This is a genomic window from Mycobacterium sp. UM_CSW, from assembly GCF_000455205.1.
Lineage (GTDB): Bacteria > Actinomycetota > Actinomycetes > Mycobacteriales > Mycobacteriaceae > Mycobacterium.
The window spans coordinates 15,041-27,358 of record NZ_AUWQ01000049.1 but is presented as its reverse complement, the minus strand read 5'-3'; the positions used below and the strand labels follow the sequence as shown (position 1 = coordinate 27,358).

The 12,318-nt window shown below is 66.9% G+C and carries 11 protein-coding genes; 4 read left to right on the top strand and 7 right to left on the bottom strand.

Annotated elements, in window-relative coordinates; all coding sequences use genetic code 11:
• The first annotated feature begins 533 nt into the window (after positions 1-533).
• Both N415_RS18050 and N415_RS18045 read left to right on the top strand, forming a co-directional pair.
• Complete coding sequence (locus tag N415_RS18050; RefSeq protein WP_081665341.1) at positions 534-1,235, top strand: alpha/beta hydrolase; 702 nt, start codon at positions 534-536, stop codon at positions 1,233-1,235.
• Positions 1,236-1,301: 66 nt separating this feature from the next.
• Positions 1,302-2,144, top strand: coding sequence for an alpha/beta hydrolase (locus N415_RS18045; RefSeq protein ID WP_068184840.1), 843 nt, complete (start codon positions 1,302-1,304; stop codon positions 2,142-2,144).
• Positions 2,145-2,202: 58 nt separating this feature from the next.
• On the opposite strand, the gene N415_RS18040 is transcribed toward N415_RS18045, so the two are convergent.
• The 6 genes from N415_RS18040 to N415_RS18015 form a co-directional block, all read right to left on the bottom strand.
• On the bottom strand, positions 2,203-2,682 hold the full coding sequence (locus N415_RS18040) for a lipocalin-like domain-containing protein (RefSeq protein ID WP_068184837.1): 480 nt from the start codon (positions 2,680-2,682) through the stop codon (positions 2,203-2,205).
• A gap of 1 nt (position 2,683) precedes the next feature.
• The gene (locus N415_RS18035; protein ID WP_081665340.1) at positions 2,684-3,544 is read right to left on the bottom strand and encodes an MBL fold metallo-hydrolase; all 861 of its coding nucleotides are present in this window, start codon (positions 3,542-3,544) and stop codon (positions 2,684-2,686) included.
• 200 nt (positions 3,545-3,744) lie between these two features.
• Positions 3,745-4,437 (bottom strand): cupin domain-containing protein, encoded by a 693-nt coding sequence (locus tag N415_RS18030; RefSeq protein WP_068184835.1) that lies wholly within the window; start codon positions 4,435-4,437, stop codon positions 3,745-3,747.
• A gap of 222 nt (positions 4,438-4,659) precedes the next feature.
• Complete coding sequence (locus N415_RS18025; protein WP_239645616.1) at positions 4,660-5,490, bottom strand: alpha/beta hydrolase; 831 nt, start codon at positions 5,488-5,490, stop codon at positions 4,660-4,662.
• A gap of 414 nt (positions 5,491-5,904) precedes the next feature.
• The gene (locus N415_RS18020) at positions 5,905-8,022 is read right to left on the bottom strand and encodes a molybdopterin cofactor-binding domain-containing protein (protein ID WP_068184832.1); all 2,118 of its coding nucleotides are present in this window, start codon (positions 8,020-8,022) and stop codon (positions 5,905-5,907) included.
• Entirely contained in the window at positions 8,015-8,488 is a 474-nt protein-coding gene (locus N415_RS18015) for a (2Fe-2S)-binding protein (RefSeq protein ID WP_068184846.1), read from the bottom strand. Before N415_RS18015 ends, N415_RS18020 begins: the two co-directional genes overlap by 8 nt.
• Positions 8,489-8,534: 46 nt before the next feature.
• Between N415_RS18015 and N415_RS18010 the strand changes: the two genes are divergently transcribed.
• Both N415_RS18010 and N415_RS18005 read left to right on the top strand, forming a co-directional pair.
• Entirely contained in the window at positions 8,535-9,665 is a 1,131-nt protein-coding gene (locus N415_RS18010) for a glycoside hydrolase family 76 protein (protein WP_068184829.1), read from the top strand.
• Positions 9,662-11,614, top strand: a complete 1,953-nt coding sequence (locus N415_RS18005; RefSeq protein ID WP_068184826.1) for an acetoacetate--CoA ligase — start codon at positions 9,662-9,664, stop codon at positions 11,612-11,614. The genes N415_RS18010 and N415_RS18005 overlap by 4 nt, the downstream gene beginning before the upstream one ends.
• Here N415_RS18005 and N415_RS18000 read toward each other — a convergent pair.
• Positions 11,573-12,280: a DedA family protein gene (locus N415_RS18000; RefSeq protein ID WP_068184823.1), complete on the bottom strand. Its 708-nt coding sequence runs from the start codon at positions 12,278-12,280 to the stop codon at positions 11,573-11,575. The genes N415_RS18005 and N415_RS18000 overlap by 42 nt on opposite strands.
• Positions 12,281-12,318 lie beyond the last annotated feature (38 nt).

Below are 12,318 nucleotides of genomic sequence, written 5' to 3'. Positions count from 1 at the left end.
GCTCACCGCCGCCCAAATCGGTCTCATGATCACCGCCCGCTTCGATCCGATAGCCGCCGCCGACACCGCCGAGACCATCGCCGCCGACGTCCAGACCTGGTGAATGACGCCTGACGCTATCCAGGCGTCAAAGCGGTCAGGAGAACGCGAACCTGCTGTTGTCGTCGGGCACACCGGGCGTGTCGCATATACGGTGCCTCATCGTGTGCCCACGGATGTGCACCGCGTGCCTAAGAGGCCGACAAAGGGTTTCGGCGTGCGCGAACCGAATTAGGGTCGGCAGTGTGCGCCAGCCGCGGAGTGGTTCGCGGCCCAAACAGATTGGACATGAGGATGTTTCGACATTTGGGGCACACCTTGCGAGTGGCGGCACTCGCGAGTACCGCAGCGTTGAAGTGTGCCCTCACAGGTCCATCGGCCATCGCAGCGGGTGCGAACTGCAGTTACGGACCTAGACACAAGAATCGGGAGATGCCTTGACTCAATCGTCGAAAGCCAGCGACCAGCAACCCAAATCGATCCACACGCATGAGATGATGGCCCCGACGCCCGCGGACAACGCCGCACGCCCAGCGTTGTTACTCGTTCACGGTTCCTGGCTCGGCGCATGGAGCTGGGAGAAGGTCCAGCCCAAACTGACCGCGCGCGGCTGGGAGGTGCACACGGTCGACCTGCCCAGCGTCGCCGATCTCGGTGGTCCGCGCTTCGGGTTGCACGACGACGCCGCGGTGGTCAGGGAGCGCATCAGGGAAATCGGCCGTCCGGTGGTCGTCGTTGCGCATTCGTACGGCGGCGTCGTTGCGACGCAGGCCGCGGCGGGACTGTCCAACGTGCGCCACATTGTGTATGTCTGCGCCTTTGTGCTGGACATCGGTGAATCCTTGATCGAGCTCAGCGGCAGGGTTCCGTGGTGGAAGTTTGAGGGCGACACCACGACCCCCCTTGACAGTCGCGAGATCCTCTTCAACGATGTGCCACAAGAAGACTCAGACCGCGCGATCGCTCGGCTGCGGCCATTCACCTACAAAGCCGTCACCGAGACCCTTACCGCCGCGGCTTGGCGCTCCGTGCCGTCTACATACGTCGTGTGCGAAGACGACGTGGCGGTGACCAGCCAGGACGCATTTGCAGCACGCACAACCCGGGTCCGCCGCTTGCCGACCGGCCACATGCCGCTGCTGTCCATGCCGTCGGAGTTGACCGACCTCATCGTGGAAGCGGCTGAGACCGCTTGACGCCACCGCATCGCGAAGTGAACCGATCGTCCGGTCGCAAATTGTAAAAAGAATGGGAGAAAAATAATGACTAGCTATCTGGACGTATCCACCTCAACAGTGTTGGGCGACAACGGAATATCGTACAGCTATCGACAGTTCGGCAATTCCTCGGCACGCCCATTGGTGCTGTTGCAGCACTTCCGCGGCAACCTAGACAATTGGGACCCGGCGTTGCTGGACGCATTGGCCCGCGATCGTGTCGTCGTAGCCTTCGACAACACAGGTGTGGGCGCGAGCGCCGGCGACGTACCGCACTCGGTGACCCAAATGGCGCATGATGCGATCAGTTTCATCTCTGCACTAGGGCTTGAGCACGTCGACATACTGGGCTTTTCTCTGGGAGGGTTCGTTGCCCAAGAGATCGCACTGATCCGGCCCGACCTAGTGGGTCGAATGGTGTTGGCTGCCACAGCACCTCAGGGAGCCGCAGGCATGCATGGCTGGGTCGACGACATCATCGACGCGGTCGGTTCGCCGCAGACAACCGGGGACCAGCTGTTGCACGCGTTTTTCACAGAGAGCGAGACGAGCCGCGCAACTGGGGTTGAATTCCTCGGCCGGATCTTCGCGCGCTCCGAAGGCCGTGACGATGGGGTGGACTGGGCAACGCGCAACGCCCATTACGACGCGGTTGTCCAATGGGGCATCCCCAACCACAGCATGCTTGAACGGCTGACAGCGATCACGCATCCCGTATTCGTCGCCAACGGCGACAGCGACCGGATGATCCTGCCCCGCTACAGCCACCTCCTGGCGGGCTTGCTGCCCAACGCTGCCATCAAGATCTATCCCGACAGCGGACATGGATTTCTTTTTCAGCACCACAGTGAGTTCGCCGACGACGTCAATGCCTTCCTCAAAAATTAAGGCATTTGGCGCGACACCCCACCTTCGAAGGGACCGGGTGGACTTGCTCGTCTACGGTTCATTGACGTGGGCGGCGGTCATGACTGCTCGTGGTAGTGGTCGGCTCGGGGCGTCGCCAAATCAGTGTCGAGACCAGATCGCCGCCGTCGGGTTGCGGTGTGTGGGCGGTTAGTGTGAGGTGATCGCCGTCGAAATGGCTGTGCCGTAGCTGGGGATGGTCGAGCCAATTCGGTAGCAGCGACACGGTGACGTAGTGGGTGATGTCGCCGGTGGCCTCGTCGACGCTGTAGGGCCCGCTGTAGGCGAGGTATCCGCTGGCGGCCGCCACGGTTTGTTCCACGGTGCCGCCGTCGGCGGCCGGGGCGTCGTAGGGCACCCGATGTGGGGTCATGATCTGTGCGGACATGTAGCCGTCGTCGGTGTAGAGGATCAGACCGACCGGATGCGGGCCGTGCGGGTGTCGTTCTGGCCCTTGTCCGTTGACCTGCTCGGTGTAGGTGACCAGAATCCAGGCGCCCAGAATGGTTTCGCGTAGCATGTCAGGACTCCGCCGCGACCAGCTCGGGGAAGTTGAACATCAGCCAGGATTGGTGGCAGACCCAGTCCGGGTACAGGTCGGTCATTCGGTCATAGATGTCTTGTTGACTCGTCTCGGATTCGACAAGGACCCCAAAGTCAGTGAGGTACTGCATCGATGTGCGCAGTGCGTCCGGGGTGTCGGGGGCACCGGTCTTCTTGTGGCCGGCCACAACGTGTTTGGGGTTGAGGTCCTGCAGGCGTTGGAGTGCAGTGATCCAGTTGGCCCGGCTGTCGGGCGTGCTGTCACCGACGAACATGTGGCATTGGTTGTAGACGACGTCGCCGCCGACGACGAGGTCGAGGTTGGGGACGTGTACCGACGTGGTGTGCACGGTGTCGGTGCGACCTTGTTCGATGATGTGCACATCGTGGCCGTCCACGGTGAACGCGGGCTGGTCGTAGGGGTCGGCGATGAGGCGGCGGGCGGGCAGTTGTCCAGGGAACAGTCGCTGGGCGAATCGCAGCCAGTCACCGGTGATTTGGGTCTTCATCAGGTCGACTGATGCGGGGGTGGCGATCGCACGGGCTGCCGGGAACCGGTCGAGCAGCACGGAGATGCCGTAGAAGTGGTCGAAGTGGCCATGAGTGCAGTAGATGGTGGTCAGGTCGCGGTTGTGCAGGGCGATCCAGTCAGCCAGGGCGGTGGCCTCGGCGACGGTGGTCAGCGCGTCTATCAGGACGGCTTCGTAGTCGCCGTAGATCAGGGTGGCGGTGATCGGATCCCAGGCCAGCGGCGGACCGAAGGGGTAGGGCCGGTCGCCGGTGACGGTCTTCTCGGGGGCGGTAAAGACATTGAAGTGCAAGGGATTTGTGGTGGCCATGTCGTGTCCTAACCGGTGTGGGGGGAGTGAAGTGCTACATGGCGGCGGCGGGATGGGGCAGGGTCGTTGCGGCGTCACCGTCGCAGGGCATGGTGCGGCAGACGGCTTGGGTGAGCACCAGCGATGTCGGTCGGTGTTGATGCGGTGTCATGGTGGTCCTCTTGAGTGCGTCATCAACCAACATCAGCCGGTGCGCCGCGCTATGGCGACGATTTCAGGATGGTAATCGCGCCGTCGATCTTCTTGAAGGAGTTGAATGTCTCTGCTGGAACTCCGAAGACGGCTGACAGCACCCGGGGTGGAAGACGGCTGAGCGACTCGCCGATGCCGATATTGTCCTTGGTTTCGGGGGCGCTGGTGTTCTGGATGATCACTATGTTCATCTCGCCCGGGCCCCTGTTCTCGAAGTAATGAAAGGAGCCTTGGGGAGCGAACACGACGTCTCCTTCGTGTTGATCGAAGGCCTCGTGGTTGCCGTTGCCGTCGATGACGGCCCATGTCGCGACACCACCAGTGACCACGTTGATCTCCCATGCGCTGGGATGCCAGTGCGGCTCGCGAATGCCGCCGGGCTCCAACTTGAGCAGCAGGATGCTGGCTTCTTGGCCTTTGAGGATCGGGAAGTTGTCCTCGTCCGCTTGCTGGAACGATCCGCCGTGGAGAGTGGTGGGGGGTTGGGCACCGAGACGGAACAGATGAGATTTTGAGGTTATCGTCTCGGCGGGTAGACGCGGATCACCAAAGCGGGTGGCATCCTCGTCCTCTAGCTCCACGCGGTCGGTACGAAAGCCGGGAGTGCCGTCGGAGAGCAGGCGATCGACGCCTGCGCCGGTCGCGGCGGCGGCCCCTGCCAAGCCCGCACCTCCCAAGACCCGGCGACGATTGATCTTCATCGAGCGTCTCTCCATGACGTGCCTCGAAAAGGCTTGTGAATAATCGCGGTAAACCGTGACGATCTGGCCGCGATCACCATACGAACACCACCATCACTCCGATGTCCTGAGTCTTCATGATGCCTCCTCATTTGCCTGGTTCGCCGGGGCAAGTAGTGGATCGACAACGCTGTCGCATCCCGATTACTAGCCGCGGCAACACCATTCGTTCACCAATCCGGGTCAGTGCACGGATGCGGCGGCAGCTTCGATGACTTGCGTGACGGCGTCGGGGTGTGAGACCAGGGTCAGGTGCGAGCCGCCGTTGAAGTGTGTGATCTGTGAGTGGGCCCGTGCGGCCATGGAGTCCTCCGAGGTCGGAGTGATGACCTGATCTCCGCTACTGATGAAGTACCAGGAGGGGATGTCCTTCCATGCGGCGTTCTTCGACGGTGCAAACAACGAGGCGGCCGTCGCCGACCGCTGGCTGGCCCAGGCCCGGGTGGCGAGGTCCGGCGGCAGGTCGTTACCGAAGTGCTGGAGGAAGATGTCCTTCTTCAGATAGAGCTCCGCTTGGTCCTGGGGTGCGCCCGGGGGTAGGACGGGATCGAACAGTTCGCCTTGGGGCCGGGTCAGTACCGAGTCGGCGCCACTGAGCTGAGCAGTCGTCTCGCCCACATCGGGTGCCGCGGCGTCGACATAGACCAGCGCTTTGACGTTCGGATTGCCGGCGGCGGCGTTAGTGATGACCGATCCGCCGTAGGAATGTCCGACCAGCACGATCGGTCCGTTCAGAGTGGCGAGAAAGTTCTTCACCGAGCCGGAATCGGAGTCGAGGTTCTCCAAAGGATTGGCGATCGCGCGTGCCTCGTATCCATCCTTTTCCAGCGCGCCGACTTCGCCGCCCCAGCTCGACCCGCCGGCGAAGGCACCGTGGACCAGAACGATGGTGGGCTTCGGACCACTCGGTGGCGGCGTGGCGGGTGCAGGCGTGCCGGATGGAGACGCAGCGGGTGGTGATGCGGCGGGTGCGCAGGCGGCGACGGCCGAGGGGACTGTCACGGCGAGCGCCACCGCGGCACTCGTGAGTGCACCCATGCGCATCGTTCGTCTGGAGCATTGAATCATTCGTATTTCCAATCTGTTTGGGCTACGTTACGAAGTCGCGGCGAAGAAACGAGCCATCGGCAAGCGCTTGGGACAGAACCTACGTCGGCTAGCGCACGCTGCAACCCTTCACCGCCCGGTCGTGCACGCAGTGCACAAGTGTTGGCACTCGGTGAGGCAAGCCGGCCCGATCTGCCCTGGTGATGCAGGATCACGAGGTCTGCGCAGCCAGCGGATTCGCAGCTGACGCTAAGCTATCCGGCAGACTTTGTGGCGCACGCAGTCAGCGATACCTCGCGGACTTGCGCACCGCTCGAGATCGAGCACCTGGCTGATCGCGACCCGCCCAGAGGGAGTTTGGCGATCCTGCCGGGGCCACACCTAACGCCGGTCGATCGCCGCGATGAGCTGCTCGGCGGTCAACGGCAGCGAGCGCACCCGGACCCCGAGCGCGTCGTACACCGCGTTGGCGATGGCGGCGGCCGTCGGGCCCTGGGCGCATTCGCCGATTCCCAGCGGCGGATTCCCTTGCCCGGCAACCAATTCGACGTCGATCGCGGGCACCTCGGAGAACCGCAGGATCGGGTAGGTCTCCCAGGTGTCGCTGGTGACGTTGAACTCGTCGAAGCGCACCCGCTCCTTCAGCGTCCAGCTGGCGGCCTGAATCGCGCCGCCCTCGATCTGGTTGGCCGCGCCGTCGGGATTGATGATCAGCCCGGCGTCCACCGCGATCGCCAGCCGGCACACCCTGACCTCCTCGACCGCCTCGACCTCGGCCACCACCGCGCAGTAGGCGGCCGAATTCTTGTACCGCGCATAGCCGATACCGCGACCGGCGGCCTCCCGCGGCGCCCACTCGTCCCACCCGGCCCGCAAAGCCGCGGCCCGCAGCACCGCCCGCCCGCGCGGGTCCGACAGGTGCGCCAACCGGAATTCGACGGGATCGCGGCCCGCGGCCGCGGCCAGCTCGTCCATGAACGACTCCGCGGCAAAGACATTGATGAAGGCGCCCAGGGAACGCAGCGCCGAGGTGCGCAGCGGCATCTCGGTCAACAGGTGGTTGATCACCCGGTAGGACGGAAAGTCATACCCCGGAACCGAATTGCGCCCGGTGCCACCGCCCCACCCGACCGGCGGCTCCCCGCCGGCCCGGATCGGCTCGCCGCCGGCGCGTTCGCTGGCTGCCAGTAACGCCGACGTCGGCGTCGTGCCCGGGCGGCCCATGTAGCTGCCGCTCCAAATCTCGTGTTGCCAGTCGACCACCCCGCCGTCGTCGCCGCACTCGGCGGCGATCTCCACGACTGCCGCGGGACCGAAAGGGGCCCAGGCCAATTCGTCGGCGCGCGACCACACCAGATGCACCGGGCGCCCGGGAACCGCTCGGGCCAGCAGCGCGGCGTCCATGGCCGCGTCGTCGGCGCCGTTGTGCCCGTAGCACCCCGCTCCCTCGACGTGGCGCACCACCACCTGATCCACGGAAAGACCAAGCGCGGCAGCCAATTCCCGCCGCAGCACGTGCACACCCTGGCTGTGCGACCAGACCTCCAGGCGGCCATCCGGGTGCGACAGCGCCGCCGCGGCCGACGGGCCGATCGACCCGTGCGCCAGGTACGGCCGGTGATAGCGCGCCGAATGCGACCGCGCCGAATTCACTTGCAGCGCAGCCGCTTTAGAGGCTAACACCGATGTCTCGGCCGCCGCCGACACCAGGAACGACGGCAGGTCGTCCTCGTCGGGCAGCGTCGGGCGCTCGTCCCACCTGGCGTCGCCGCGCAGCCGTTCGGCGGCGCGCACCGCGACCTCCTCGAGTTCGGCCACCACGCCGAGGAACTCGCCGTCCCGCACGACGGTGATCACGCCCGGCATCGCCAGGGTGGGGCCGGCGTCGAGATCACGCAACCGCGCCCCGCGCGACGGCGGCCGAACGACGCGGCCGTACAGCTGACCGTCCAACACGAGGTCGTGCAGGTAGCGCGGGCGCCCGGTCAGCTTGTCGGGCAGGTCGAGCCGCGCGACGTCGGTGCCGACGACGGCGTACGCCGACTCCGGCTTGGGCGTCGCCGCGCCGGTGGCCGCGCGATCCAGCAGCGAATCGTCGGCGAGCTCCCAGTAGCTGGTGGATACCCCTTCGGGGCCGGTGATCTCGCCGTCGTCGACGTCCAGCTCGTCGGGCGCCACGGCGAGCTTGGCCGCCGCGACGTCGAGGTATATCGTCCGCGCCTCGGCGCACGCCTGGCGCAGCGCCGCGCCCGACTGCTGGATCGAGCGGCTGCCGGCGGTGAAGCCCTCGTCGGGGCTGCGATCGGTCGCCGCGGCGGTCATCCGCACGCGGGCGATGTCGACGTCGAGCTCCTCGGCGGCGATCTGCGCCAGCGCGGTCAACACGCCCTGACCCAGTTCGACCTTGCCGGAGCGCACCTCGACCACGCCGTCCGGCCCGATCCGAACCCATTCGCCCAGAAGGGGATTGGCCGCCAGCGACTCCGGCAGGTCAGGCATCCACCGACCCCCGCATCTCGGCCGCCGCGCTCAGCACCGCCGCCACCACCCGGTTGTGCGAGCCGCAGCGACACAGGTTGGGGTCCAGCGCCGCGCGGACCTCGGCCTCCGTCGGGTCGGGGTTGTCGGCCAGCAGCGCCGCGGCCGCCACCACGATGCCCGACATGCAATACCCGCACTGCGCCGCCTGTCGCGCGATCAAGGCGCGCGAAACGGGGTGTGGCCCGCCGTCGTCGCCGAGCCCTTCCACGGTGCGGATCGACTTGTCGCCCACCGACCACAGCGGGGTGTCGCACGAGTAGATGGGGCGGCCGTCGGCAAGGACAAAGCAGGCGCCGCACAAGCCCACCCCGCACCCGAACCGCGTCCCCTTCAAACCCAGGTGGTTGCGCAACACGTACAGCAGCGGTGTGTCGTCGGCGGCGTCGACCTCGTGGCGCCGCCCGTTAACCGTCAGTCTTCGCATGGACTCCAGCATCCTCCGCCGCGGCGCTAGGGCAGGATCGACAGGTATGGATCAGCTCTGGGCCAACCGGGCGGCCAGCTCCGAAGCGGCTGTCGCGCAACGTCACCTGAAGCGGTTGTGGGCGCTGCCGGCGACGCAGCTGGGGGTGGTGGCGTGGCCGGCGGCCCGCAAAGACCGGCTGTTCGGCACTTGGCATTACTGGTGGCAGGCGCACCTGCTGGACTGCCTGGTCGACGCGCAGTTGCGCGACCCGCAACCACACCGTCGCACCATGATCGAGCGGCAGGTCCGCTCGCACCGGTTGCGCAACAACCTCCGCTGGACCAACAGCTATTACGACGACATGGCCTGGCTGGCGCTGGCGCTGGAACGCGCCGCCCGGATCGCCGGCGTCACGCGCCGCCGCGCCCTGCCGAAGCTGGCCGACCAGTTCGTCGGGGCCTGGGCGCCCGACGACGGCGGCGGCATCCCGTGGCGCAAGCAGGACAAGTTCTTCAACGCCCCGGCCAACGGCCCGGCCGGCATCTTCCTCGCCCGCTATGGCGACCACCTGCAGCGGGCCGACCAGATGAGCGACTGGATCGACCGCACGCTGATTGACCCCGAGACGCACCTGGTGTTCGACGGCATCAAGGACGGTTCGCTGGTCCGCGCCCAGTACACCTACTGCCAGGGCGTGGTGCTGGGTCTGGAGACGGAGCTCGCCGCGCGCACCGGCGCGGAGGCCCGCGCCCGCCATCAGGCGCGGGTGCATCGGCTGGTCGTGGCGGTCGGCGAGCACATGGCGCCGTCCGGCGTGCTGCGGGGCGCCGGCGGCGGCGACGGCGGCCTGTTCGCCGGCATCACCGCCCGTTACCTCGCGCTGGTCGCCACCACGCTGCCCGGCGACTCGGCCGACGACGCGATGGCCCGCGACACCGCGCGCACCATCGTGCTGTCGTCGGCGAAATCGGCCTGGGACTACCGGCAAACCGTGGACGGGCTGCCGCTGTTCGGCCCGTTCTGGGACCGCGACGCCGAGCTGCCGCCCGAACGGTCCGAGGCCGGCCAGGAAGCGGAGTTCGTCGCGGGCGCGGTCAACTCCTCGGAGATCGCCGAGCGTGATCTGTCGGTTCAGCTGTCGGGCTGGATGCTGATGGAGGCCGCAGGTAACGTCACCGCGGTGAGCGCGACATGAGCAACCTCAGCGGCGACTGGATCCCGGACGAGGCAACGCTTGCCGAGGCCAACCTGACGCGCTTCATGGCCTGGCTCGCCGAAACCGGGCGCGGCGAGTACGACGACTACCCCGGGCTCCTGCGCAAGTCGGTCGACGACATCGACTGGTTCTGGGACGCCGTCTGGCATTTCTTCGACATCCAGGCGGACAGCCCCCCGAGCGCCGTGCTGGGCAACCGGTCCATGCCGGGCGCCGAGTGGTTTCCCGGCGCCACGATCAACTACGCCACCGAGGTGTTCCGGCACGCCACCGACGCGCGTCCGGCCATGATCGTCGTCGGCGAGGACGGCTCGACCGAGTGGCCGTGGGCGCGGCTGCAGCGGGAGACGGCGGCGTTCGCCGCCTACCTGCGCAACCTCGGCGTCCAGCCCGGCGACGCCGTCGTCGGCTACCTGCCCAACGTCGCCGAGGCCGTCGTCGCCGCCCTGGCCGCCGCCAGCGTCGGCGCGATCTGGGCGGTGTGCAACCAGGACGTGGCCGTCGACGGCGTGATCGCCAGGCTGGGCCAGGTCGAGCCCGCCGTGCTGGTGGCCACCGACGGGTCGGTGTACGGCGGCAAGCGCATCGACCGGCGCGCCGAGTTGGCCACGATCCGCGGCGCGATGCCGACGCTGCGGGCCACCGTGGTGGTGCCGCGCCTCGGGCTGTCGATCGACGACGACGCCGTGCCGTGGGCCACGGCGGTCGAAGCGGATGCGCCCCTGGACATCACGCCGGTCCCGTTCGCCCACCCGCTGTGGGTGATGTTCTCCTCGGGGACGACCGGCAAGCCGAAGGGCATCGTGCACGGCCACGGCGGCGTGGTGCTCGAACACCTGAAATACCTGACCCTGCAACTGGATCTGCACCCGGACGACCGCTTCCTGTGGTACTCGTCGACCAGCTGGATGATGTGGAACTTCCTGGTGTCCGGGCTGCTGGTCGACACGACGATCGTGCTGTACGACGGCAGCCCGACGTATCCCGGCACCGACGGGCTCTGGAAGGTCGCCGCCGACGCCGGCGTCACGTTCCTCGGCGCGGGCGCGGGTTACCTATTGGCTTGCGCCAAGCAGGAATTGAGGCCCGGCGAAGCGCATCCGCTGGACGCCGTGCGCGCGGTGGGATCCACCGGCTCCCCGTTGCCGGCGTCCGGATTCCGCTGGGTGCAGGAGGGGCTCGGCCGGGCCGTCCCGGTGGTCTCGATGAGCGGCGGCACCGACGTCTGCACCGCCTTCATCGGCGGTTGCCCGATCGTGCCGGTCAAGGCCGGCGAGCTGTCGTCGCTGTGCCTGGGCGCGGCCATCGAAGCGTGGAATGGCCAGGGAAACCCCGTCATCGGTGAAGAGGGCGAGCTGGTGGTGACCAAGCCGATGCCCTCGATGCCGGTGTTCTTCTGGAACGACGAGGACGGCAGCCGGTACCGCGGCGCCTACTTCGACAAGTACCCGGGGGTGTGGTGCCACGGCGACTGGATCACCATCAGCGAACGGGGATCCGTTGTGGTGCACGGCCGTTCGGACGCGACCCTGAACCGGATGGGCGTGCGGATGGGCAGCGCCGAGATCTACACGGCGGTCGAGCGCATGCCCGAGGTGCAGGACTGCCTGGTGGTCGGCGTCGAGCAGGACGACGGCGGCTACTGGATGCCGTTGTTCGTGGCCCTGGCCGACGGCGTCGAGCTCGACGAGGGGCTGCGCTCGAGGATCGTCGCGGAGATCCGTCAGCACGCCTCGCCGCGCCACGTGCCCGACGACATCCTGGACGTGCCGGGCATTCCGCGAACGCTGACCGGCAAGCGGCTGGAGATCCCGATCAAGCGGATCCTGCTCGGGACCGCGCCGGACCAGGCCGTGCAACAGAGCTCGATCGACAGGCCCGAACTGTTAGAGGCTTTCGTTGCGTACCGCAGAAGTCGGGTGTCCTGAGTCGTCGTCCGTCGCGGCAGTCCCGCGCCGCCGGCCCCGGTAGCCGCGCCAGGCGGCGACGAACGCGGGGATCAGCGACACGAACAGGATGCCCAGGATGATCTTTTCCAGGTTCTGGTGCACGAACGGCACGGTGCCCAAAAAGTAGCCCGCCAGGGTCACGCCGCCGCCCCACGCGATGCCGCCCACGATGTCGAACCCGAGGTACACCGGGTAGCGCATGTACGACACCCCGGCAACCACCGGGACGAACGTGCGCACGAACGGCGCGAAGCGGGCGAGGATGACCGCCCAGGGCCCGTACTTCTCGAAGAACGCGTGCGACTCCGTCACGTAGTGCTTCTTGAAGAACCGGGAATCTTCCTTCCTGAACAGCGCCGGCCCGATCCGGCGCCCGATGAAGTATCCGCATTGGTCGCCCAGTATCGCGACCAGCGCGACGGACGGCGCGAGCACCCAGATGCTCGTCGGTGGGTTCGGGTGCGCGGTCAGCAGCCCGCCGGTGAACAACAGCGACTCGCCCGGCAGCAGCGGAAACAGCAGGCCGGTCTCGATGAAGACGATGACCAGGATCCCGGGCAGCACCGCTTTCCCGAAGACGCCGCCCGAGCCCAGCCAGTACATCGGGTCGAGGATGTTCGGCAGGGCCGTCACCACGGTGCTCACGATGCTTCAACATACCGGTCTTGCGATACTGGACGGAC